The sequence below is a fragment of the Rania fehmarnensis genome, assembly GCF_056494185.1.
Genome location: NZ_CM151398.1, coordinates 4,360,126 through 4,384,528, shown reverse-complemented (window position 1 = coordinate 4,384,528; position 24,403 = coordinate 4,360,126). Strand labels below are relative to the sequence as shown.

At 51.6% G+C, this 24,403-nt stretch carries 22 protein-coding genes and 3 pseudogenes; 22 read left to right on the top strand and 3 right to left on the bottom strand.

The genetic code is table 11. The features are described 5' to 3' along the window. Nucleotides 1-142: 142 nt before the first annotated feature. Nucleotides 143-814, bottom strand: a pseudogene (locus SH573x_RS14905) (carbonic anhydrase family protein); the annotation flags it as partial. 35 nt (nucleotides 815-849) lie between these two features. On the opposite strand from SH573x_RS14905, the gene SH573x_RS14900 reads away from it, so the two are divergent. The 17 genes and pseudogenes from SH573x_RS14900 (at nucleotide 850) to SH573x_RS14815 (ending at nucleotide 14,848) form a co-directional block, all read left to right on the top strand. Further along, on the top strand, nucleotides 850-1,335 hold the full coding sequence (locus SH573x_RS14900) for a phospholipase C/P1 nuclease family protein (protein ID WP_479356279.1): 486 nt from the start codon (nucleotides 850-852) through the stop codon (nucleotides 1,333-1,335). Between the two features lie 217 nt (nucleotides 1,336-1,552). Then, nucleotides 1,553-1,756: a hypothetical protein gene (locus SH573x_RS14895; RefSeq protein ID WP_479356277.1), complete on the top strand. Its 204-nt coding sequence runs from the start codon at nucleotides 1,553-1,555 to the stop codon at nucleotides 1,754-1,756. Further along, nucleotides 1,757-2,080, top strand: coding sequence for a hypothetical protein (locus tag SH573x_RS14890; protein ID WP_479356275.1), 324 nt, complete (start codon nucleotides 1,757-1,759; stop codon nucleotides 2,078-2,080). 54 nt (nucleotides 2,081-2,134) lie between these two features. Further along, on the top strand, nucleotides 2,135-2,374 hold the full coding sequence (locus SH573x_RS14885) for a hypothetical protein (RefSeq protein ID WP_479356273.1): 240 nt from the start codon (nucleotides 2,135-2,137) through the stop codon (nucleotides 2,372-2,374). A gap of 20 nt (nucleotides 2,375-2,394) precedes the next feature. Then, a complete protein-coding gene (locus SH573x_RS14880) occupies nucleotides 2,395-2,715 on the top strand; it encodes a hypothetical protein (RefSeq protein WP_479356272.1) in 321 nt (106 codons plus the stop codon). A gap of 212 nt (nucleotides 2,716-2,927) precedes the next feature. After that, the gene (locus SH573x_RS14875; protein WP_479356270.1) at nucleotides 2,928-3,308 is read left to right on the top strand and encodes a hypothetical protein; all 381 of its coding nucleotides are present in this window, start codon (nucleotides 2,928-2,930) and stop codon (nucleotides 3,306-3,308) included. 154 nt (nucleotides 3,309-3,462) lie between these two features. Beyond that, nucleotides 3,463-3,696 (top strand): hypothetical protein, encoded by a 234-nt coding sequence (locus SH573x_RS14870; RefSeq protein ID WP_479356268.1) that lies wholly within the window; start codon nucleotides 3,463-3,465, stop codon nucleotides 3,694-3,696. Between the two features lie 121 nt (nucleotides 3,697-3,817). After that, a complete protein-coding gene (gene ybiA, locus SH573x_RS14865) occupies nucleotides 3,818-4,249 on the top strand; it encodes a riboflavin biosynthesis intermediates N-glycosidase (RefSeq protein ID WP_479356266.1) in 432 nt (143 codons plus the stop codon). Between the two features lie 211 nt (nucleotides 4,250-4,460). Next, nucleotides 4,461-8,087 (top strand): WD40 repeat domain-containing serine/threonine protein kinase, encoded by a 3,627-nt coding sequence (locus SH573x_RS14860; protein WP_479356264.1) that lies wholly within the window; start codon nucleotides 4,461-4,463, stop codon nucleotides 8,085-8,087. A 104-nt stretch (nucleotides 8,088-8,191) separates the two neighbouring features. Further along, a complete protein-coding gene (locus SH573x_RS14855) occupies nucleotides 8,192-8,497 on the top strand; it encodes a hypothetical protein (RefSeq protein ID WP_479356262.1) in 306 nt (101 codons plus the stop codon). A 652-nt stretch (nucleotides 8,498-9,149) separates the two neighbouring features. Continuing rightward, nucleotides 9,150-10,555, top strand: a pseudogene (locus SH573x_RS14850) (YopA family protein). A gap of 78 nt (nucleotides 10,556-10,633) precedes the next feature. Then, the gene (locus tag SH573x_RS14840) at nucleotides 10,634-11,794 is read left to right on the top strand and encodes a hypothetical protein (protein WP_479356258.1); all 1,161 of its coding nucleotides are present in this window, start codon (nucleotides 10,634-10,636) and stop codon (nucleotides 11,792-11,794) included. A gap of 445 nt (nucleotides 11,795-12,239) precedes the next feature. Beyond that, nucleotides 12,240-12,737 carry a DUF2924 domain-containing protein gene (locus SH573x_RS14835; protein ID WP_479356256.1) on the top strand — a complete coding sequence of 166 codons (498 nt, stop codon included), beginning with the start codon at nucleotides 12,240-12,242 and terminating at the stop codon, nucleotides 12,735-12,737. Then, a complete protein-coding gene (locus SH573x_RS14830; RefSeq protein ID WP_479356254.1) occupies nucleotides 12,737-13,480 on the top strand; it encodes a recombinase family protein in 744 nt (247 codons plus the stop codon). The genes SH573x_RS14835 and SH573x_RS14830 overlap by 1 nt, the downstream gene beginning before the upstream one ends. Then, a pseudogene (locus SH573x_RS14825) lies at nucleotides 13,387-13,758 on the top strand (recombinase zinc beta ribbon domain-containing protein); the annotation flags it as partial. The gene SH573x_RS14830 and the pseudogene SH573x_RS14825, both read left to right, overlap by 94 nt. Further along, nucleotides 13,650-13,880 (top strand): hypothetical protein, encoded by a 231-nt coding sequence (locus SH573x_RS14820; protein ID WP_479356253.1) that lies wholly within the window; start codon nucleotides 13,650-13,652, stop codon nucleotides 13,878-13,880. The pseudogene SH573x_RS14825 and the gene SH573x_RS14820, both read left to right, overlap by 109 nt. 62 nt (nucleotides 13,881-13,942) lie before the next feature. Next, nucleotides 13,943-14,848 (top strand): hypothetical protein, encoded by a 906-nt coding sequence (locus SH573x_RS14815; RefSeq protein WP_479356251.1) that lies wholly within the window; start codon nucleotides 13,943-13,945, stop codon nucleotides 14,846-14,848. A 570-nt stretch (nucleotides 14,849-15,418) separates the two neighbouring features. Here SH573x_RS14815 and SH573x_RS14810 read toward each other — a convergent pair. Both SH573x_RS14810 and SH573x_RS14805 read right to left on the bottom strand, forming a co-directional pair. Then, complete coding sequence (locus SH573x_RS14810) at nucleotides 15,419-16,201, bottom strand: RNA polymerase sigma factor (RefSeq protein WP_479356249.1); 783 nt, start codon at nucleotides 16,199-16,201, stop codon at nucleotides 15,419-15,421. 10 nt (nucleotides 16,202-16,211) lie between these two features. Then, nucleotides 16,212-18,272, bottom strand: a complete 2,061-nt coding sequence (locus SH573x_RS14805; RefSeq protein ID WP_479356247.1) for a serine/threonine-protein kinase — start codon at nucleotides 18,270-18,272, stop codon at nucleotides 16,212-16,214. A 76-nt stretch (nucleotides 18,273-18,348) separates the two neighbouring features. Between SH573x_RS14805 and SH573x_RS14800 the strand changes: the two genes are divergently transcribed. The 5 genes from SH573x_RS14800 (at nucleotide 18,349) to SH573x_RS14780 (ending at nucleotide 24,280) form a co-directional block, all read left to right on the top strand. Next, the gene (locus SH573x_RS14800; RefSeq protein WP_479356246.1) at nucleotides 18,349-18,534 is read left to right on the top strand and encodes a hypothetical protein; all 186 of its coding nucleotides are present in this window, start codon (nucleotides 18,349-18,351) and stop codon (nucleotides 18,532-18,534) included. A 394-nt stretch (nucleotides 18,535-18,928) separates the two neighbouring features. Continuing rightward, complete coding sequence (locus SH573x_RS14795; RefSeq protein WP_479356244.1) at nucleotides 18,929-19,234, top strand: hypothetical protein; 306 nt, start codon at nucleotides 18,929-18,931, stop codon at nucleotides 19,232-19,234. A 165-nt stretch (nucleotides 19,235-19,399) separates the two neighbouring features. Continuing rightward, nucleotides 19,400-20,086 (top strand): TlpA family protein disulfide reductase, encoded by a 687-nt coding sequence (locus tag SH573x_RS14790; protein ID WP_479356243.1) that lies wholly within the window; start codon nucleotides 19,400-19,402, stop codon nucleotides 20,084-20,086. 727 nt (nucleotides 20,087-20,813) lie between these two features. Next, a complete protein-coding gene (locus tag SH573x_RS14785; RefSeq protein ID WP_479356241.1) occupies nucleotides 20,814-21,422 on the top strand; it encodes an RNA polymerase sigma factor in 609 nt (202 codons plus the stop codon). Beyond that, nucleotides 21,419-24,280, top strand: a complete 2,862-nt coding sequence (locus SH573x_RS14780; protein ID WP_479356239.1) for a serine/threonine-protein kinase — start codon at nucleotides 21,419-21,421, stop codon at nucleotides 24,278-24,280. Before SH573x_RS14785 ends, SH573x_RS14780 begins: the two co-directional genes overlap by 4 nt. The last annotated feature ends 123 nt before the right edge of the window (nucleotides 24,281-24,403 follow it).

Here is a 24,403-nt window from a genome sequence, read left to right as displayed (position 1 = left end):
CACCGCGCGTTGCATTTGGCCAGCTCCTCGGTGTAGTGCTCGCCGATCCACTGGTCGTTGGCGAACTCCTCCAGCAAGCGGGCTAAGCCTAGTTTGTCGGTGCCGTGGTGGTGGGCGGTGAAGGGCATGGGTGTGCTAATACCTAGAAGCTCCGCACGACAAGGCGGCGTTCAAGAGGTTGAAGTCCGCGAACAGGTTGTGTTGCGTTCGAGGCCAACTGTGCGATTACGTGCGAATTGAGGCTTGCTGTTTCTTTCATGACGATCCAGCTCACATTTTCAGAGTAAGGATAAGAGGTGAGCGACCCTTCGTAGTGAAACCAATCGGTCGCGTTTAGAGTTCCTTCATCACTGCGCGGCATTAGAGATAACGGATTGATCGTCGCGCATTCCTCCGACATTGCTGATTCAATCAATTTCGCCGCGGCGCGATTTGCGAGAGAGTCTTTAGCGGCCGTGGTCGACTTGGTAAACAAAACTCCAACAGCAACGAGTGGAGACAATACCAAGCTACCTTTTGGTGCATGAACGAAGTGCAGTTCCATATCTCGGTGGTCGTCATGCCCAATCGCGTGTTCGGACCCACTATGCAGATGAATCTTTTTCAGTTCGTACTCATTCCCTCGAAATACAATAACTGCCGAGCCTTTTTTGACAATAAAGTTTGCTTCACCACCATGGCCTTCAAAGCACCCCCACACTTCTGTGTCGCCAGCGTACTTCAGCTCAAACAGCTTTTGTGGTTGAGATAGTATCAGTGCCGTTTCTAGATCAAGTTGAATAGGTGACTGTGATGACATGTTGACCTTTCTTTCGGAGTACCACCACTTCGGCTACAATCGCCGTCATCATGAAAAATGCACTTTGCCTGATTCTATCCCTACTCCTAATCCTTCCGCCACTGCCCGCCCACGCCTGGTCAGAAGGCGGCCACCACCTGATAGCCGTCATGGCGTTCAGGAAGCTGCCGAAGGAACAGCAGGCCGAGCTAATCCGCATCCTGAAGGCTCATCCACGCTTCGCCGAGGACTTCCGCTTACCCAGCAAAGTTCGCAACGCCGACGAATGGCTGATCGGTCGCGCTGGTTACTGGCCGGACGTTGCTCGCAGCCAGCCAGAGTTCAACAGGCCGAACTGGCACTATCAGCTCGGTTCGTGTTTGAACATCGGTTCTGTCAGCCCACCAGCGTTCCCTGGGCCGCTACCTTCCGATGCCACGATGGACACCAAGGAGCTGCACATCGCACAGGCGCTGGAACTGGCGACGAAAGTCCTCCACGACAAGACCAAGCCCGATTCCGAACGTGCCATCGCCCTGTGCTGGGTCGCGATCTAGTTGCCGACGCACATCAGCCATGTCATGCTGGTTCGTTGTACGTGGAAGGCGTCTTTCCAGAAGGCGATCGAGGCGCAAACGAGATTAAGACTCACCAAAGCAAGAACCTGCACGCGCTTTGGGATGGATTGCTTGGTCCGAAGTGGGATGAAGGCGACTTGGAGCGACGCGCTAGAGAGATGCCGAAGGTTGAACTTGCTGCTGGTGGGATTGACCAATGGCTGACCGAGAGCCGAGCGCTGCAGTGCGCGACGTTTACGCTCCTGACGTCATGGAGCCGGTCTCAGTGGCCAGTAGAGGCAATACGGAAGTGCCGCTGGTGACGCTGTCGGAGGAGTATCTGAAAGCGGCTGGTTCCGTAGCACAGCAGCGAGCGGCTGAGGCGGCGGGCAGGTTGGCGCACGAGTGGGGGAAACTATAAATGTGGTTAGGTAGTATTCTTCGTAAGCTCTACTTCAAACCCAAGTACTACAACATTCTGGGAATAGTCTTTGTTTTGTGGGGACTGGTGACCGTCGCGCTGTGTACGAGCGAGATAGGTCTCTGGTACAAACAATTTGCAACAGCAATATGGCTTATAATTCCGCCAATTGTTGAGTTTGCCGAGTTCCATATCGTAAGAGCCTCGGTTCGAGGAGAGATAACTGGGGAGACCATCCTGCAGGACCTCAAAGACAGCCAGGAAAAAGCTCGCTACGTTTGGGCTGGGTTTGCTGCCGTGCTTGTTGGGATGTACTTAAAATAGTGACCAACCTAGTCGCACACCTCCCCGACACTCTCCTATCAAAGGAGTGTCACCATGCGACGGAAGCCACCAGAATTCAGATTCGAGGAAGAAGCTGCAGCCGAGCGAGCCAAACTGATCGTCGGCCAGGAAGTGCCAATCTCAATGCGCTACTGCCTCGGACCGCGACCCGTCTTACTAGCCATCGACGGCGACTTCGCTCTGCTACAATTTCCCAACGGCGCAGTCCTAGGGCACGAGTGCCGCTGCGGGATCTGGTGGATGATAGTGGGTATTGGAAGCGGTGACGTCTAGTCGTCATGTAAAGTGAAATCATGAACGGTATTGAATGCCCACGCTGCGGCACTCCAACTGTTTACTTTCAGCGCGAAGATCCTCCTGGTTTAAAGGTCTTCAAGTGCACGACATGCCAGGAGGTCAAGCGTTCGTGCCCGCATTGTGGTCATCAAGGTTGGCTGGAACACTATATTCGTCCGGGTAACGAGGGAAGCATTTACGTCTGCGACGAATGCATTGACGTCCGCGATTCCACTTGGCAGCGGCTTGTGCCTCATGACGGTGTCGTATCGCTAAAAGACTTCTGGGGCGAAGATTCGGTCCACGTTATTGACTACGAAATCAGAGCCGACGATTAGACTTCGACAACGACTTCGCTCTGCTACAATTTCCGAATGGCGCAGTCTTGGATAACGTGCCGTTGCGGGATTTGGTGGATGATAGTGGGTATTGGAAGCGGTGAGGGCCGACTAATAAAGGGGCAACCCGGCAACTAGCCCGACGTTGCCATGCTCAATACGATTAGGTCGGTGAGCGAGGACTACCATAATTTAACTCCACAGGTGCAGACGTGGACAAGCTCGAACGCGAATTGAAGCGATGGACTAAGACACGAAAGGTTGGTCGAACCAAGTTCGTGTGGCTATATGGCGTGGTGATATGGGGTATCACTTCAGCCTTCCTCTGGTCGGCTGTTATGTCGCAGGTTTCGACTTGGGACTGGTGGTCGATCTATCTCTACAAAGCCTTGATCGGCTTCCCAATTGGCGGGTTTGTGTTTGCAACGATTGTCTGGAAGGCGATGGAAAGAAAGTACCAAGAGTATCTCCATCGCACACCCGCTTCACCGATCTGTGGAGACGAAGGGGCGGCAGAGATTAGCGACAATCCCTACGCACCTCCCATCAGTGGGCAACTGTCATCGCGCTCCCTATCAAAGCGAGAAAGCTAAATCATTCGTCTAAATCAGGCTGGATTTAAAGCCGCCAATTACATCGCGAGCGACGTGAAGTAAGGTCATGAAATTCGGTGGCTACTGCTGGAACGTGATGGAGCAGTAAGCATGTCGGCTCGGTTACGAAGTGGTCCTTAAGCGAATCCACAAAATGCTGAGCAATCGTTACAAAACCAATCCCGTTGAGGCCTTGCGAGACGTTTGCATGGTTCTGGTATTAACAGGTCTGACGCTCTACGCGGTCGGTTTCGCAAGCGGAACGGCTTGGTGCTTTAAAGCCGCTGCCTGGTCATTTCTAGTCGCCTTTGTGCTTGCTTGTGCCCCAATTACCATGGTGGCCGTCATTACATTGTACGATCGACTATTTGGCAAACCTGATCGGTAGGCCTGTCCATACTCGACCGCCCCACCCTAATCCAAAGCATCGATGCCGGTGAGAAGTTTTCGTTCCTGTGCTCCTACGGACATGCTGTAACGGTGCCCGTCACCAAGACCTGCTTCAGCCAATGGTATCCAGCACCATTCACCGTCGACGGCGTCTTGTACCCCACAGCCGAGCACTGGATGATGGCTGGCAAAGCACGCCTATTCAAGGACGAGGACGCACTAGAACGCATCCTGGTTGCTCCTGCCCCAAGAGCGCCAAAGCTATCGGTCGCGAGGTTCGTGGCTTCGATGACAAAGTGTGGAAGGCGAACTGCCGGCGAATCGTCACCGATGGCAACGTGCATAAGTTCAGCCAGAACGAGGAACTGCGGAACTTCCTTTTGTCGACCGGCGATGCCGTTCTTGTCGAAGCAGCACCGCGCGACCAGATCTGGGGTATTGGACTTGGTGCGGATAATCCTCGCGCTCAGGACCCTAGCCAATGGCGCGGGCAGATTCTGCTTGGGTTTGCGCTGATGGATGTGCGGGAGGCGATGCGTGTATCCGTTTGAGCCACCGACAACTCAAAGCCAGCAATCGCCGATCACAGAGACGGCAGGGCGAATTCGCCAGCGACGGGCTGACGAGGCGGCTCTCAAGGAAGTTGAAACCATTGGACTAGTCGTTTAGCTGGCGATTGGGGCGATGGTGGCGGCGATGCTTTCTGGTCGGATATAATCTCGTGCGCATTTTCCTATATGCCACTTCTGAACGAGGCCGCCCATGTCTGCTGATCGTAATCTGCTGTTTGGTATCCTCGCGCTCCAGCTAAACTTTGTTACCCGCGACCAGCTTGTTGAAGGCATGAACAAGTGGGTGCTGGATAAGACGAAGACGCTGGGTGAGCTGTTCGTTGCCAACGGCGCGATGAATGATGACCAGTTCAAGCTGCTAGATGCGCTTGTTGACAAGCATGTGGAGAAGCGTGGCGGGAACATCGAACAGAGTTTGCGGCAGCTCAGTTCTGTTGATCCGCACGCCCTCAGGGAAATCAAGGCGATCGATGATTCCGGCCTGCAGGAAACTATTGGTTTTGTAAGCCTAAGCACCATTGACCCGCATTGGACTGAGCCAAGCGGGTCGTTAGTCAATCAATACACTTCACGCTTTCGCATAATTCGGCCTCACGCCAAAGGCGGGCTTGGCGAAGTATATCTGGCTCATGACACAGAGCTTTCACGTGAAGTTGCATTAAAGGAAATTCAGGGACGTTTCGCAAATAATCCTGATACGAGAGATCGATTCTTGCGCGAAGCCGAGATCACAGGGCGGCTCGAACATCCGGGAATCGTTCCCGTCTACGGACTCGGTGTCTACGATGATGGGCGTCCATTCTACGCTATGAAGTTCGTGCGGGGAGATAGCTTAAAAGATGCGGTCGAGAGATTCCATGCGGATCCTAGAACACTGGTAGTCAAGTCTCTAATGATGGGCGATGTGGGAATTAGGTTTCGCGAAATGCTTAGACGCTTTATCGACGTTTGTAATGCGGTCCACTATGCCCATTCTCGAGGTATCTTGCACCGAGATTTAAAGCCAGGGAATGTCATGATCGGCGAGTATGGCGAAACGCTAGTCGTCGACTGGGGCCTAGCTAAGGTACTAGGAGAGCGGGGCGTTGAGGGATCAGATAGATCACTGCTCCATCCGCGCCAGTCAACAGAAAGTTCTGAAACGATTGACGGCAGCGCAATAGGCACACCTGCTTACATGAGCCCCGAGCAGGCTGCTGGCAGGATTAGCGAGCTTGGTATAACGAGTGATGTTTTTAGTTTAGGAGCAACTTTATACAGCATACTGACAGGGAAAGCTCCCAAACCGACGAACAGTGCTTCGCCTCTACATCTTGGCAATCCGCAAAGCCTTGAGTCTTTGCCCGTCCAGATCAGGTCAGCGTTGCCCAGAGCATTGACGTCAGTATGTTCGAAGGCGATGAATCACGATCCCGAGGATCGCTATCAGACATGCTTGGCACTTGCACAGGATGTCGAGAGATTTCTCGGCGGAGAGCCTGTCATCGCTCATGAGGAATCTTTTCCTGAGCGATTGAAACGCTGGACCCGAAAGAACTACGTTGGTATCGCAATACTGGCAGCAGGATTGATCGCCGCCGGGACCGTCTCAGGATTATTCGGACTAGTGGTGCAATCAAAGAACAGTCAATTGACTAAAGCGCTCGTCGACGCAAATGCCGCAAAGGTGGCGGCAGAGTCAAGCCAGGCAACCCTTCGCACCGAGTTGGAAAGATCGGCTAAACAGTTGTACACTCGGCAAATCCGAGAAGCACAAAGCCGATGGACAGAAGGGAATGCGAGCCAAGCAATCAGATCACTTGAATCAACTGCGACTCAATTTCGCGGATGGGAGTATACTTACCTCCAAACACTTTTTTACGAATCGAATGTTCCGCTTAACGAGCAATTTATAAGCTCAAGTGAATTGTGTTGGAGTCCTGATGGACGCAAGCTTGCGGCGTTCACGGTAAATGGTCTTACCGTCTGGGATTCAGTCACGCTATTCGAAGCCCCCATCGTAATCTCTGAAGCGATAAGTTCTGACTACATGACTTGGAGTCCAGATAGCACTCGTATTGCCTACATCGACAAGTCGAACTGTATTGATGTTTGGGATGTTAAAAGTAGGATTCTGATAATGCATGTAGGGGAGGATGCATTAGGACCAATTGCCTGGAGTCCAGATGGCAAATGCCTTGCACACACTGACGAGTTGAATCGCTTGAGAGTGTGGGACATACCGACTAGCAACGAAACACATAGATTCGAAGGACATCGTTCAATAATTCTTTGCATCGCTTGGAGTCCTGACAGCACTAGACTTGCTACGGCCAGTGACGATACCACGATGAGGGTATGGAGTGTGAGGTCCAATCAACAAGGAACAATTGTCAGTGAACACGATAATGCGGTAAACGAGGTGGCTTGGTGCCCCGATGGGAAGAAGATTGCTTCGGTCTCGGACGACAAGAAACTTCGGTTCTGGGATGCTCGGACAGGGGAGTCGGCTGGAGAGTCTTGCTGGGTTGATGCAACAGCCGTGTCGTTTTGTCCAGATGGCGAAAGAGTCGTTACAGCAGGGCGCGATGGAGTAATTAGAATCTGGAACTCCAATAATGGGCAGGAATACGTTTCACTCCGTGGGCACTCTGGCTTGATACAGCAAGTGGCATGGAATCCCAATGGCGATCTTATCGCTTCGGGAGGATCGGATGGCAGTGTCAGACTTTGGAAGGACTCAGGCCGAGGCGAGATGATGGTTTCGTTAGAGAGTCCATCGTGGGTACACGATGTATGCTGGTCTAAGGATAGCGATCGACTTGTTGTTACTAATTTGTCCGGAACAGCTAAGGTGTGGGATGTGCGCGACGGGCGAGTTGTTTCTACGTACCCTACCCCGGATTACAACGCATCTTGTGTGGAATGGAACCCACGCGATGACACCATAGCGTTATCAGGTAAAGATGGCATCATTAAGATCTGGAGTTGTGGCACCGGTCAAACGCTGAGAGAGTTGACTGGTCATGGCCAATGGGTAAATCAATTGTCCTGGTGCTCGGATGGCCATCGGCTAGCTTCGATCGCCGACGACAATCAGGTGTGTATATGGGAAGTTTTGCAAGGCAGAATGCTTCTAGCAAAGCCAATCGATGGAAACAAGATTTTGGGGTGGAGCCCGGACGGCAAACGCCTCGCATTTGTGGAAGGAAAATCAGACATTATTATCGCTGATCCGGACAGCCTCGGGACCATAGCCAGGATTGATGGACTATCGACCAAGATTACTTCGCTCAATTGGAGTCCTAATTCACAAAGCCTGTTAGTCGGTTTGAGTGGTGGAACAATGGAAATTCGTGACTCCAGTTCCAAAGCGTCGCCCGTCAAGCTCGTGGGACATTGGGGGTGGGCACGAGGAAGCTGGAGCCCAGATGGAAGTCGCATTGTGTCCCATGGCGAGGACGACACCATTCGAATTTGGGAAAGCGAAAGTGGTCAAGAGCTAATTAAATTGGAGATAGAACGAGTGGGGCACGCGAAGTGGAGCCCTAATGGAAAACACATTGCAATCTACGGGCAGGATCTATATGTAGTTACAGCAGAAGTCGGTAAAGGACTCGAAGAAGTTGGGCAAGCCGCGTGGATTCGCAATAAGATTGCTGGCTGGCTAATAGTAGAGCCCTCCTACCACAAAGCTAAAGCAGATCGAGCAGAGGCTGAAGGCCTGTGGTTTTCTGCTGCTTACCACGTGAGAAAGCTTTTGGACTATGATCCCGATAATCCGGAGTTCCAGACGAGGTTAGTAAAGGTTGAAGAAAGGATGAACGAGAAGAACTAAGCACTTCACCGGAAGTACGTACCCCCAAACGTGTGCAACGCTCACCTCGCGCCTCTGTTAACCCGCCCCCAGCTTTCTTCCCGTTCGAAAACTTTGACCTGCCGATGCTCGCGAAAATTCACTGGCTGTCAAAAGAAGATGGTGGACGTTCCAAGCCACCGAGCGGATTCGGTCTAAGGCCGTACAGCACGGTCGTGCGATTTGATGGTGATCCTTGGCCAGTCAACATCGGCTGGTCTTTGGTCGTCGACAAGCTCAGCAGCGAATCCGCGTCGGAATGGCTGGCGGACGTTTGGTTCCTTGCCGACGAAGCGCCGCAGGAAGTGCTCTTACCAGGCAACCGGTTCCGCTTGTTCGGGGGCAAGCAGTGTGTGGCAACGGGCGTGCTGATGGCCTCGCGCCCCTGTTAACCCGCCACCAACTTTCTTCCCGTTCGGAAAAAACAACCCGCCAGTTACCACCCAGCACAAGTTTTGACCCAACCGCCCGCCCTCACTCGGCTTCGCATTCTCCGCTACCTGCGATATTCCCTGGCAAAAACGCCATCTATCTCGCCAGTTTTCGAAGAGGGTCTGGTTCGGGGAGCTTTCGTCAAAGTTCTAACTTTGGCGACCAAAAGACTTAACGCCCGGCGTCGAGAGATCGACCGCCGGGCGTTTTTCGTTTCTACCCACTTATTCGCGGGATTCCAACGCTTTTCGGGTCCCGCCGGCCCAAACCGCCGCGCTCTCTGTTTGCAGAGAGATTTCCGTCTCTCGAACGCAACCTTCAAGGTTGCACCCGCCGGTGCAAAAATCGGTCCCGAACTCTCTGACTCTCTCTTTTCGGGGGGCTCCAGAGTTAACACAGAGTTCTCGTTCGGAGACCGGGCGAGAACGGATTCGAACTTGTTGGCTACAATTTGCTCGAACCGATGAAGCGGACTGTCTAAGCGTTCTTTTACCGATGGGGATCGCCATAGACTCTTTCAAAGCTGGCCGGCTGAACCATCGAAAAACCGAAGCCGATATCGCGATAAGCATCAGTGTGGGAGGTTCTCGGGAGCGAACATCCACATGACTTATGCTGTCTTTTCGATCACTAAAACAGAATGCAATCATCTACAAAGGAGTTAGAGCATTGCCGGACATGATCCAAACCAAGACGGTCAAGCCCATACTTGACCAAGCGAATAACTCTTCCGTTCAAGTACTTGCGAAGGATACCGCGACATTCACGATGGAGGGTATAGCGTATTCTTCAGCTTGTGAGGCTTTGCTTCATTTATCGCCACGCCCATCGCTTGTCTTTCAGGCAAAAGTGCCTGATGGCAAAGTATCGATTCCACAGATGCTTGGAATGATAGAACCACCGAAAGACTTCTGCTTCCGGGGAAAAGAAATCGCCGGTTTTCATGGTGGTTACGTTGGGGATTGCTTCGTATGGATTCCCGAGAGCGAACCTGTGATTTCCCTGGGAGATGACCAAACGATGATGTCACGCATCGTCTTTCATTTATTCAATCACCACGAATTCATGTCGCTGACGGAAGGGTTATCGGAAACAAGAGGCAGATCTTCGGTAGCGATTCATCAGACCAGTCTGAAATCAGAAATCTTCCGCATTGTTATCAATTCGCTTTTTGAAACAAGCGACAACGCGAGAGGTATCCGAAGCGAGGGCGGTTGCAAATGCACACATGCTGCCGAGATTTGCAAACAAGACGGCAGTCTGATTAGCGGTGCAGAAGCAAGCAATCTCCTTGCGACGCTGAAGGATTTCTTCTCCTTTGCGAATGGAATTCGCTTGGCTCCAGTATGCGCTACTGGATTCGATGCAGCGCAGAATGAGGTCTGGAGTTGTTGGAATTCACCAATCAGTTGCGACCCACCGTTAGAAACATGGTTTGACCGAAATCATCCTGTTCAACTGCAGTCTCTTTTTCCAGATTTTGTGAAAACTCTATCGAGCGAAGTATGGGGTCGTCCGCTTCACGAAGCCATCTACTGGTACGTACGTTCGTGCAACTCGCATTCTGGCATCGACGCTAACATTATCTTGATTCAAGCCGCCTTGGAGTTACTTGCATACACACACATCGTCAACGACAAGCAACTGTTGACGCAAAAGGGTTTAAGGATCTCTGGGCATCTGATAAGATTAGGTTGCTACTGGGATCTCTTGGGATACCTTGTAGTATTCCTGCAAACTGCAAGTCAATTTATGGCTTGATTCAATCAAATAGCTCCGTGAAATGGACAAATCTGCCACACGCCTTTAGCGATATTCGCAATTCACTCGTTCATCCTGACGTCAAGAATCGAGATGTTTACTCTCAGGCTTATCTTGATGCTTGGAAAGCTGGTTTATGGATGGTCGAAATGGTGATCCTAAGGGTTTGCGGATACCGCGACACGTACAGCAATCGCCTTACAACTCGCTACGTTGGGACTGTCGAATCAGTACCATGGATGCAGATGACGCCATAAGGGCAACACGAGTCGGGCACGAGGATGCAACTACAAAGTCACGCAAAAGGTCGCATAACTTGGTTAGAACAAAGGGCAATGAAGAAAAGCATTCCAATTCCAGAAAGCATGAAAAGCACACCGGACACGCTTGCTTTTCATTTGCAGCACCCTGATGTGGACGCCATCACCTATACTCAAAAACGAAGGCGTGATTGGGGTAAGCAAGCGGCTAGCAAACGACGCATCTACTTGGATACTAAGTACTGGATCTACGTTCGGGATGTCTATTTGGGTAGGGAACAAAAACCAATTCACGTCCAGATCGCCAGTGAGTTGCGAAGGCTCCGAGAGTGCGGATCAACGATTTGCCCAATTAGCTATCCAGTCTTCGCTGAACTGCTGTATCAGACTGACAAAGCTACTCGCGGAGCTACCGCGAAGATGATTGACGAACTCAGCGGTGGCTTTGCAATCCAACCGCCCGACCCATTGTTTGGTTGCGAGTTTGTGTACTTTTATCATCGCATAATTCATCCACACGTTGAACTTATCCCAATCGAGCAGATGGTCTGGACACGCGTGGGCTTCGTTCTCGGCGATACATTTATTTCCTTAGACGACAATTCAGTAGACCCTCTTGTTGCAAATGCAATTCAGAAGGCAATGGACGATGTGTTGTGGTCATGTTCATTCGAAGACATGGTCGAAGTCATGCCTCTAAGTGACGGAACAGATCAGCGTGTAAACCATGACCTAGCAAGCAAACTCACAAGCGGTAAGTTTGAGCACCAAAAAGCGAAAGATCAGTTTCATTCCCTTTTTTTAGACGAAGTCGACGGGGTCCTAGAGTCACATCACTTAGCCATTGGCGAATATCTTCAGCAACAAGCAGTTCTCGAAGGCAAGTCAGTTGAAGGCACTAGTAAGCCTGAACTTTGTTTCGCCGGAAAAATGGTGAGTAGGATGATTCGTGAAGCATTTCGAAACAAGCGAATTACAACTGAAATGCCAAGCGTTAGCATACCTGCGGCACTACATGCTCTTGTAAGACTGGATCGAACCCGAAACTACAAGAAAGGAGATTTTGAAGACTTTCGCCATGCAACTTCCGCGATTGGCTATTGCGACATGTTTCTGACCGAGGCTAGCTTGCGGCACTTAGTATACGACAGCAATTTTGGATGCGAGTCCAACTATCAATGCGTGGTACTTTCTGACTGTCAGCAGATTTACGAATCGCTTTCAAGATTGTTGTGATTCTGCATTTGCAGTTCGAATTTCTGGCTGAGTGCTTCGGTATTCAGGCTTTGTGGGCAGCAAGCAAGGAATTCGATCGTCTCTTTCGCACCCTACTCCGTCATTTCGAACCTGCACCGGGTATTCCTACAGATAGACGCGGCTGTTGTGGCTGCGAATGTCTGTCTTCGAGCCGCCAATTATAGCGGCGTTGAGCATGGAGGTGCGAGTTGCTCTCGTCTGTTCCCCCTTCTTCACTGTCCGCGACGGCTCGGCGATCGGAAATCGCTGCGATTCTGGCGGCCGGCATCGTTCGGATGAAATCGCGTATGGCGATCCTGGATTCAGAAATCGACGACGATCCAGCGGAATTGCCAGCAGCTTGCCTTGAGGTTTCTTCGGAAAGCGTGCTCTCTGTGACCAACGTGGTTAACGACCAGTGAGTCCGTATTCCAGGGAGTAATCAATGCAAATCGACATCGACAAAGAGGTCGCTCTGCTCCAACGCATGACGGTTGGGCAGCTGCGAGAGAAATTCGAAGAGACGTGGGGCGAGCCGACCAACACTCGCAACAAACAGTGGCTCGTCAAACGTATCGCTTGGAAGATGCAAGCCAATATCGAAGGCGACATCTCACAGCGGGCCAGGCGTCGCGCTGCGGAACTCGCACGCAGTACTGACATCCGCACGACCGCTCCCAAGGCCGTAAAGCCATTGAGGAGGCCAGCGGGCGACACGGTGACGGGCTTCGTTCAACCAGAGGAAGACAATCGTCTCCCGCCGCCAAAATCGGTACTCGAACGGGTCTACAAGGGAGAGAAGATTCTTGTGCTCGTTCTGGAGAACGGCTTTGAATACGAAGGCGCGATCTATAAGACGCTCAGCGCCGTTGCCAAGAAGATCACGGGCCAACACTGCAACGGGTATCACTTTTTCAATCTAAACAAGAAGGGAGGCAAGTGATGAGCAAGCAAGCCAACAACCGTCAACTGAACTGTGCAATCTACACTCGCAAGTCAACAGACGAGGGCCTCGACAAGGAGTTCAATTCGCTCGACGCCCAGCGTGAATGCGCCGAAGCGTATATCAAGAGCCAGACGCAAGAGGGATGGCATTGTGTGCCCGATCGATACGACGATGGTGGATTCACCGGTGGCAACATGGATCGCCCAGCGCTGAGGCAACTTCTGGCGGACATTGAAGCCGGCAAGGTGAATTGCGTGGTGGTCTACAAGGTCGACCGACTAAGTCGTTCGTTGATGGACTTCGCTCGGATGCTTGAAGTCTTCGAACGCAACCAAGTTGCCTTCGTCAGCGTGACACAGCAATTCAACACAACCAACTCGATGGGCCGGTTGATGCTTAACGTGCTGCTCTCGTTTGCACAATTTGAACGTGAGCTGATCTCGGAACGAACCCGTGACAAGATCGCGGCAGCGCGACGTAAAGGCAAATGGTCGGGTGGCATGCCACTGCTCGGATACGATATCGACGGCCAAGGCGGCAAACTAAAAATCAACGAGATTGAAGCCAACAAGGTGCGAGCCATCTACGATCTTTACCTCGATAAGCAATCGATCATGGCGACGATCGCCGAGTTGGACCAACGCGGCTGGACAACAAGACATGGAAAACGCGGAAGGGAACACAGCGAGGCGGCTCGCAGTTCACTAAAGCAACGCTATTCCGCCTGCTCACCAATGTGACCTACATCGGTAAGCTTGGCTACAAGGATGAAATCAACGAAGGTGAGCAGGACGCGATTATCGACGCGGACGTTTGGCAGAAGGTGCAATCGCTTCTTCGGCGAAACGGTCGCACTGGCGGTGTCGAAGCGAGAAACAAATTCGGTGCGCTACTCAAAGGAATCATTCGATGCGCTTGTTGCGACTGTTCAATGACGCCGACGCATACGACCAAGAATGGCACCAAACGCTACCGTTACTACGTCTGCATGAAGGCTCAGAAGCGAGGTTGGAAAAATTGCAAATCGAAGTCGGTACCGGCCGCCGAGCTCGAGAAGTTCGTGGTCGACAAGATACGCCACGTTGGCCACGACGCGGCGATGGTCGACGAAGTCGTAGAACAAGCCAAGATTCAATTTGAACGCGAACTAGGCGTACTTGTGGCCGAACGGGATGGGCTTGTGAAGGAGTTGGAGTATTGGAATGAAGCAATCCGAATTGCAGCTCCAACAATCAAGCCCGGTGATCGATGGCGATTTGCGTTTGAGCGAAGACCCTTCGTCTGGCAATCGCATCGTGGCACCGGTCGATCCACACACATCCGAACTGATGATTGAGCATATGATCCAGTCACTAACTTTTGAGCAATTAATCCATGGGCCAAATGACCAATTTGTAAAACTTCGATCCGAACACGCAAACGGCGTCAATTGCGATGTCTATGAACAGAAATCGGCAAGCGTGGCAGGTGGTCCCGGATCACTGCAACGCATATGGTTGGACCCAAGAAACGGTCTTCCTTTAAGAATGGATCTGTACCTTGTGAAGGGTAGTGACGAACCTCAACTCGCACTGACGCTTGGTGAAATACGAGCCAACGAAGAGGCTCCGGAGGATTTGTTCCCGTTGGAGCGCAATCCGGCTCTGCTTCCCCAAGAGTTGGCTGGAATTGAGGCGGTTGCCTCGGCTTCAGCCGGACCCACACGATTGGGAACTTGGTATGCACTGCGAATAAGTTCGACCAAGGCACTCATTTGTTGGACGCAGCACGTCATGGTCGACGGCGAAGTTAAATGGTTCGCGCAAGAACCAACGTTCCTACTAGCTGGCGATGAATCGAATGAGGCCCTAAAAGTCGATAACCTTCGTGAGTTCGCAAGCAACGGAGGTCGTTGGCGATGGTCGCTTATCACGTTATCAGGCGAGGAGCAATTTTCTGGAAGAGCAATTCGTGCGACAGTTACCTACGATCGCCGTTCCGCCTCATGTGAGGCACTTCCATTGCAGTTTCCTGAGGATCGTTTGCAAGAAGTTTTCGATGTTATGCAAGAGCTAACGCCAGATACGACTGGTGAGAAGGTTTTGACGCTCGATTCACTTATTAAATAGTTTTGAAAAGAGCGAGCCTCGGACAGAAAGCGATCGATCGTTTTCTGGTACCGAAATCAGGAAAAGCAGCTTCGAGCCGTCTACAGCGACTTCACGGTGGCAACGATTGCAGACGCTGAACTGCCTAAGAAACTGCTACTCGCTAGCTCAACGGAACCCAATCGGGTCAAACATCCAGGCCGAAGCGGCGTCGCTTCGGCCTGAGTCGTTTGAGGATCAGGGCGCAGGATGCGCATCCAGAAAAAATTTTCGAAAGATAAGCTGGGGTGCTGTGTGTTACTTACAGAGGAATCCAGATGCACCATTGGCCAGAAACGAACGAAAGCCTGATCTTACGGGTCAAAGACCCAGCGGATGCGGCTCCGTGGTCTGATTTTCTATCAATTTATCGGCCAGTGGTAGTACGAATGGCCTGTGGGCGAGGTTTGCAACACGCCGATGCCGACGACCTAGCACAGCAGGTTTTCCTATCCGTCTCGAAAGCGATCGATGGATGGGAATCGGACGCTCAGTAAACGCCGTTTGGTGTTTGGCTCTCGCGGACTACTCGTAGTGCAATTAACGACTTGTTTACGAGTCGTGCGCCTTATCCACCCCATCTGCAAACGACAGAGCTTTTATCAAGTAGTTCAACTCCATTCGAACTTCCTCTTCGTCCACCACGGTTTCAGCAATCTCCGCCTTAACGGCAGCCCGAAATCGCTTGCGTAAACGATGGACAGTCATCGAGACAGCTTCAAGTGTTAGTTCGAGTTGTTCACCAAGTTCCGCCGATGTGGGCATTGCTGCATCGCCAGTCAGGCACGGTTTCAATAGTTCGAATTCCTTTGACTTGCCCGCTTGTTGATGTTGCTTCTCAAGCGACGCTAGTACTCGACTAAGCAATTCAACTGCCCACTGGCGGTCAAAGTAGGCATCAGGCGGGAAGCCTTGCGCATCGATCAACGGCAGCACTCCGGGTTTATTCTCATCCATTGCAAGAACATGAATCGACAGTGGCATTTTTCCCGCACCACGCTTGGTCGCCATCCGACGATCATTGGCATCGCTGAGAAAATGCTTTACGCAACCGAGCAGATAGGACCGAAACCGTCCTTTATTCGGTTCGGCATTCACGAAACCGTGTCCATCGAGCGCGCGAGCAAAAAAGTCGTGCGTTAAGTCACGAGCATCCTGTGACGATCGACAAGACTTGCGAATGAACGCTTCGACCGGCCGATAGTAAGCATTACATAGCTCACGGAGCGCCTCACGTGCTACAGATGAATCGCCTCGAGCAGCAACAATTCGCGTCCACTGAGTGGTCGCAAAAGGGAGTGGCTGGTGATCAGACAATTCGGACGAATTCGGCATGATTGGCTGACTAATGCTTCACTGTTGTTGGATCGTAGGCTGTGATAGGTTCGCTGACAGCATTCGAACTGTTCGTGACTACGTTCAATTGAGCGTATATCATTGTTGCAATCCCGATCGTTCCAAGGCTAAGGATACAAAAACTAGCAAACACAGCCAGAATCACCTTCCAGATTCTGTTTTCAATATAGTTAACAATCAACATCACGGTGCCACAAGTTCCCAATACGATCGCAACGACAGAGAACACGAACGCGGTCCACAGAGCTCCGAAGATCGACGAATGAGTGCTAACTATCGTTTGGGCTTCATTTATGTGTTGGTCTTGTGTCAGTGGGGCAATCCATTTTTCCAACTCTGACGTATCATTATTGCTGTTAAGAGTGGTCCTTTCATTCAATTTTGCCTTCTCTGCTTGTTCGGCGTTGAACGCTGCTTTCGCCTTGGTCATTGCCTGACTTTCGGCATGGAGTTGCCTCGATTCTTTGGCAAAGTGAAGACTGAATCCTAGAATCGGGAGCATGATAGCCATCAAGATCGCGATGATTCCCATGGCGGCCAAAGCTGGCCTGCGAGTTGATGCAGATGTCGAAGCACTAGTTTTGGTGTGCGCTTGGCTGGCTGTTTTGAAGAGCCACACCGAGCAAACGGGCAACGCGAGTGAGCCGCACCAAACGGTGCAACAGACGATCAATTCATTTAAAACCGGGTTCCAACTCGGATCGTCATTCACCGCGTCAAGTAAGAAAACAGCCAGTCCGCTGATAGGAACGAATAGTAACGCACCTGCCCAAGCGATCAAAAGTAGCGGTCGATATTGACGCGCCACGCCCAACGCGCGAGCTTGACCCGCGAGTGAATCGTTCCACGACAAAATAAAGAATGCAGCAAGCATCGATAGGGGTATACAAAGCAACCAACCAGCGACAAGGAATCGACCCATCGTTGCCGACGAAAGGAGTACTGCCATGAAAACCGCCGACAACATGAACAGGATCATGCTGGTCGCGGCGAACGTAATACCCCAGTGCGTCGACGTTTCTGGCGCTCTGGCGGGTAGGGAGATTTGGCGGACTTCTGCGGCAGAGAGAGTGGCCAATTGAGCCTTGAGCGCAGCCGTTGTTGGCCAACGCAATTCCGGGTTCCGGTCCAGTGCTCTCATCACGATCTCGTCCAGACGCACGTCGACTTGAACCTTACGCGATGGCATTTCAAAATTTCCACGTGGCAATTCACCCGTGAGCATTTCGTACAACACAACTCCGAGTGAATAGACATCCGCTCGTTGATCAACGGCCTCGGGATTCTGGCTCTGTTCAGGTGCCATGTAGTTAGGCGTACCCAAGACGACGTTACCGGTAAGCGGTGAACTTGAGTCTTTTTGTTGGGTGCTTCTGCCGACTTCGGTTGCCGTGTGATCAGCCGGTATTCGAACGATTCTAGCGATACCGAAATCAGCGATCTTCACATGACCGTTCTTGTCCAACAGCAGGTTCTCGGGCTTGATGTCTCGATGCACGATCCCTCGGCTGTGGGCAAAAGTCAGCGCCTCGCAGACGGGTGGTACAATCGACAACGCTTGAGCTGGAGACATCCGCCCAGCATCCATCGCTTGCCGAAGATTCACCCCATCGACGTATTCCATGAGTAGGAAGTAGAAGTCTCCGGCTTGGCCGAAGTCATGAATCGTGACAATGTTGGGATGATTCAGATCCGCCAGCGCCTTGGCTTCGCGTGTGAAGCGAGTTTCAAAGTCGAGCTGGCCAATCGACTTCCGTGTCAACAGTTTGATGGCGACGAAGCGATCGAGCGATTTTTGCCGGGCTTTGTACACCGCCCCCATTCCGCCTTGACCGATCAACTCGATGACTTCCAGTTGCGGAAAGGCTGCTTGAACCGCTTCAATGCCAGGCGGCAAGGGTCGCGATGGTGAATCCTCTCCGTCGCCAGTATCCAAGGCTGCTTCGAAAAGCAGGCAACGTGGGCACATGCCTCCGAGGGCCTCAATGGGGAGCGTCGACCCACATTGTGGACATCGCGGCGAACTAGGTGCCTTTGTTGATTGATTCATGATTAGTGCCTTGGTTTTCTGTTTCGTTCAGTATCGCTGCTTCTGGTTACTTGAGGATTGGTGAAGCAGACATAACGTGAATTCTTCAGAAATCTCGAAAATTCCGCAGGCCAGTATGATGGATTCCGGCGAAACCTACGCGAGCGATGACGATCATCCATATCACTCGCCACCAGGTTATCACTATCCCGACAATCTGCCCGAAGGCCATCCAGGACATTACTACCCTGAGTTGCCACCTTATCCTATCACGCTTCCGTAGTTCATCCGTTATTCCCGCGCTTGTGCTTAACTTCCACAGAAACAGCAGCTATTGCCTAGCTCAACTGATCTTGATCGGGTCAAACATCCAAGCCGAAGCAAAGTTGCTTCGGCCTGAGTCGTTTAATGATCAGGGTGCAGAATGCCCATCCAGAAAAATTATTGGAAAGATAAACTGGGGTTCTGTGTGTTACTCACAGAGGAATCCAGATGCACCATTGGCCGGAAACGAACGAAAGCCTGATTTTACGGGTCAAAGACCCTGCGGATGCGGCTTCGTGGTCTGATTTTCTCTCCATTTATCGCCCAGTGGTGGTACGGATGGCGTGTGGGCTGGGATTGCAACACGCCGAGTTTGGGTTACTGGATCGTTATTTGCAACGAAGGTCAACATAATGCGTCTTCAGAAGAATTTGAAACGGAACATCATCGTTAACACCGCAGGCATCATCCTGGTTGGCACGATTGCGATTGCCTTGACGATTCCTTACTCCGAACCACGACCACTGTCGGACGACGAATTGGTCAGCGTTCACAACGCGATTCACGCCGTAGCTCCAGGTGACATTCACAATCTAAAACAAAACCGTGACGGCAGTGTCACAGTGTTCGTTACAAGTGGCCACTACAGCAAACAAACGGTCGTCGCCACGAAAGTTGGGGACAAATGGACCGCGTCGGTCACGATGGAATACTTTTAGCCAGGAGCACGGGATGACAAAGAGAGTCGTCCGGCATATACACCAAGAATCGCAAATTACAAAAGAAGCACCCGAGTTGCCGAGCGGGCGTTTTCTCGAATCAAAGTCACGTCGCGGCAACCGGGTGATTTTGGCCGTTCGTCGCAATGATAATGGGTCGCTTTAATGAACATAGCCATTCAAATTCTTATGCTGGCGCTCGTACTTACGGCCATCTTTTCACTTGTAACGTTCGGCTTGATTGTTCTTCATTGGCGTAGAGCTGCGCGAAGAACGCATGTCATTCGACTGATTGTTGCAGTTGCTCTCTTGCCTTGCATAATCGCTGTGCTTAACTGGAGCGTCACCCGCGAATACATTGACCGAGTTGAATCCGCACGTGCTGAAAGGAATCACAAAGTAGCAATTGTCCAAGTGGGCGAAGCGTTACCTGAATTTGCAGTCACTGACTCGCAAGGTACTAGATTCTCCATCTCCGATGCAAAGGGGAAGGTGCTGTTGATCAATTTTTTCGCCACCTCGTGTGGTCCATGCCGTAAAGAATTGCCGCACATCGACAAGATATGGGATGATTATCGAGAGTCTGGAAAATTACAGGTACTAATAATTGGCGTTGACGAGACGTTGGACTCTGTGAAACGATTTGGCGAAGAGAATAAAATGTCGCTTCCTTTCGCACCGGACCCAGATGGCAAGATTTTTGGACTGTTCGTGAAGCCGGAAGCCTCGATTCCACGAACGATCATCGTTTCACCAACAGGCGAAACCGTGTATGCAAAAGGTGAATTCTACGATTGGGATATACACACAATCAGATCTGTAATCGCACGCCAACTTGCTGGCTTGCATTAAGTGCGAGCGACGAACAAAGAAATGCACGTGCGAACTGGAAATGGTCTGATGACAAGCGGTTGCGATACCCGCCGGAGTAGCTCTTAGCCAGAGGCTTCGTATCGAGTGTTGCAGCGTGTCTATAAGAAGCCGTGAAGCCGTAATGCTGGCGACGTCCTCGAAGTGGCCCGTTGAAGCGTACACAGAAGGGTAGTAAGGGCAATCGCCCGGGAGTAGCCTCTCGGCGGTGGTGTATATGTTGTCTTGTAATTCAATTCGCTCAGGTAGGTGATTCGCCTCAAGCCTTCTACTTTCACCTTGTCTTCTTCACGGTTGTGTGCCTCCCAATCCCAACCGCCTCCCTTCTGCACTCTGTGTTTTCGCGACGTCGTCAATCATCGCCACGTCTCATCTGGCTGGCCATAAGCGAAGTTTGTTTTCTACTACCGCTTTGGGCGAGCATGGTGGATGATCATTTTGGCGGTCAGTTGCTGGATCTGCTTTTTCGAATGAAGCGCTCGCCCTTCTGAAGAGGCTGCACAAATCGGGTAAGGGCCATCATCGCTGATGACTTGCCGAAGAAATTACTACTCGCCAGCTCAACGGAACTCAATCGGTTCAAACATCCAGGCCGAAGCGGCTTCGCTTCGGCCTGAGTCGTTTGATGATCAGGGTGCAGAATGCCCATCCAGAAAGATTATTGGAAAGATAAACTGGAGTGCTGTGTGTTACTTACAGAGGAATCCAGATGCACCATTGGCCAGAAACGAACGAAAGCTTGATTTTACGGGTCAAAGACCCAGCGGATGCGGCTTCGTGGTCTGATTTTCTCTCCATTTATCGCCCAGTGGTGGTACGGATGGCGTGTGGGCTGGGATTGCAACACGCCGATGCCGACGACTTGGCACAGCAGGTTTTTCTGTCCGTCGCGAAAGCGATCGAGGATTGGGAGCCTGACTCTCGTCAGCCACCGTTTCGAGTGTGGCTCTCTCGGATCACTCGAAACGCGATCGTTAATGCGCTGACTCGTAGAAAACCTGACGCTCCCAGCGGCTCAACCAGTGTGCAGGAAATGCTGCGTGAATTGCCAGATCGAAACAATGAAACTACGCAGCAGTTGACGGAAGAGAGCCGCCGCGAAGCCATGCAATGGGCGGCCGACGAGATTCGAAGTGAATTCACAGAAGCAACCTGGGCCATGTTTTGGCTGACATCGATCGAAGGTGAGAGTGTTGCCGATGTAGCTCGTCGACAAAACAAAACCCCCGGAGCCGTCTACATGGCTCGCTTCAAAGTAATGCAGCGATTGAAAGAAAAAGTGCTCGAAGTATCCGAAGTCTGGAGTGACGTAAAATGAATCTTTCTACTGAATGCCTGCAAGCGTCTCAAGTCGATTCACTGCTGCAAGGGAACTTGACTCCGGAAGAATACGAGTCTGCGCAGAACCATTTGGAACAGTGCGAATCATGTCGGGCTCGCGTCGAAGCGACCATCGGACCTGAGCAGTGGTGGAGCGATGTCCAAAGCGTGCTCCTGAATTCTCGAACCGGGGCGTTCTCCCAACGCAACGCTTTTTCGACAGACGCGGAACCAAACGAACCATCGACGGCTAAACTTCTCGACCTGCTCGGTCCGACCGATGATCCCAACATGCTTGGTCGTATGGGGCCCTATGAAATCATCGGGCTCTTGGGGCAAGGCGGAATGGGAGCAGTCTTTAAGGGCTTTGATCGTTCGCTCAATCGCTTTGTGGCGATCAAAATATTGTTGCCGCATTTGGCTGCTTCGGGAGCTGCTCGCAAACGCTTTGCTCGCGAAGGCCAAGCGGTCGCGGCAGTGGTCGATGATCACGTGATGGCGATTCATTGCGTCGACGAGTGGCAAGGCGTTCCGTATCTGGTGATGACCTATTCACGTGGCGTTTCGCTGCAAAAGCGACTCAGCGACAACGGGCCGCTGGAAGTTCGCGAGATCCTCCGCATCGGAATGCAAGCTGCCAAGGGACTCGCCGCTGCGCATGTGCAAGGCATCGTGCATCGCGACATCAAACCAGCCAACATCTTCCTCGATCAAAACGTCGAACGTGTGCAGTTGATGGACTTTGGCCTAGCTCGCGCGGTCGATGATGCCAGTCTCACACGCAGCGGCACACTTGCTGGAACACCGCAATACATGTCCCCCGAACAAGCTCGAGCTGAAACGGTCGATCATTGCAGCGACTTGTTTAGTCTCGGCAGTGTCATGTACGCCATGTGCACTGGCCATGCACCCTTTCGAGCCGAATCCAGTTACAGCGTCCTAAGGTTGATCACGGACAAAGAACCGCGACCGATTCGCGAGATCAATCCCGAGATACCGGAGTGGCTTTGTGCAATTATAAGCAAGCTAATGGCGAAACAAGTTAATGATCGATTTGCATCGGCTCAGGAAGTTGCCAAACTCCTCGAAGATTGCTTGGCTCACGTGCAGCAGCCGACTATAGCTGCACTACCGGATGGACTTGTCGACAGGTCTGTTCCCGGTTCTTTCTCGTTTCGCTCTCGCACCATTGGAGTCTTCGCCATGTTCGTTGCCGTCTGTTCGTTCATAGTGGCGATGTTGCTGATGCAAACGCCGGACAAACCAAGTCCAAACGGTGATCCACCAAGCCCAACAAACATTGTCGATCGAGTAGATTCCGGTCAGTCTACGCATCTTATGAAGCCTGTGACAAAGGAAAATAGCGAGTATCGTGTCACCCTTCTTGGAATCACGAGGGAAGTTTCGGCTGAATTTACAGAGAGCGCGAAACGGCCAGGCGAAAGCCAACCCGATGCATGGATGCGAGCAATTGCGATGATCGAACGACTTGACAATGTGGATGGACCCTATGGGTTTGAGGCACAAGTGACTGATGGGCTCAAGCAAACTAGAAAGCTTAATATTCGTTCGACTTCCGAATTGGATCTCAATTCTCGGCATTTGGCCAGCAAGATTTCACCAATAGCAGTTCCAAAATTTCCAATTTCGGCGCGAGGCAAGATTTACATGTTCACAATTTATGGCGAGTTTCAGGCATCAGATATAGCCACGCTGCGCTTTCAATTTGGCAGACCAGGCCAGCAAGAATTAGTTTTTGAGGATGTCAAGATTCCGTCAATAGAAAAAGAAGCGAATCCAAATTCGATCGGACTGCTTCCGCTGACTTCCGGCGAAGTGGTTGTGCAAAATGCCAACGTTTCGGCACCACCTGCTGGTGATGCTGCCAAGGCGGCTCTAGCGGAATCGCCGTTGCGAGTCGAGGCAAGGAAAGCTCTGCAGGCTTGCCAGAATTTTCTTTCTTGGAAACAAAAATTCGATATGCGAGTGACGAACTCGTACGTCCACAGTCAGGTGGGTAAAGTCACAATTGAAAGTCGAGTCCGCCGCGATGCGCCCCGCATGGTCGAAAGCAGTCTTCAAACATTTGACGATCAGCCCAAGGACCATATTCGGCTCGACAATTGGTGTCTTGACGATGGTGAAATGTTTATCGGTAGAACAACAACAGTCGGACAAAAGAAGCTAACTGGCTTGATGACTATCAAGGGGCGTCAAAAAGCAAGTTGGCGAATGCTTGAATCCAGCAGCAGCTTTGCCATGGAGGGTCACTTTCCTGGAAATCAAGGGAGAACATTGATGGAACTCCTTATGGAGTCAAAGGAACCTGATGTTCGAATCGAGAAAATTGGCGACCATGATTGTCTAAGGATTTCCGGCCGCAATGATTGGGGAACCATGACTGTCTGGATCGAAGCTGGACCATCAAGGCGTCTACGGCAATGTGAGAGTCTTAAAGAGAGGGGAAATCGCTTCGCTGATGGACGGGTTGGCGAAGACAAGGACACAGCAGACTTAGAGTCGTTCTCATACTTTGTGGAAGACATTCAGTATAAGGTGGTAGATGGAATGGAAATCGCCGTGAGTTGCCGCGTCCGAAGTACATCGATTCCAAACGGTGGAGTCAAGCAAGAAATCTCGACCGTATACAAGCGGACGGAGATCCATCTGCGACCAGACTTCGCCATTGACAATCCCTTTGTAGGCGATTTCGATAATGGTGCCAGAATCAACGATGGCGATGCCTTCGATCGCGATGCAGCGTTTCGCTGGCAGGATGGCAAATTGATAACCCTGCCAAATCCCAAGAAGAGTATCTCCGATGAAAGCAAGGTGCCGACAAACCTGCAGCGCTAATCGACCTCGTTGCCTCGAAAAGTAAAAATGGAAGTGTCGGATAATCCCTAGTTGAAATGTGCGATTAAAGCTTTGGCACCCGCGCTTCGGTCCTCCGATTCACCGATGTTTCGTCTATGGAAT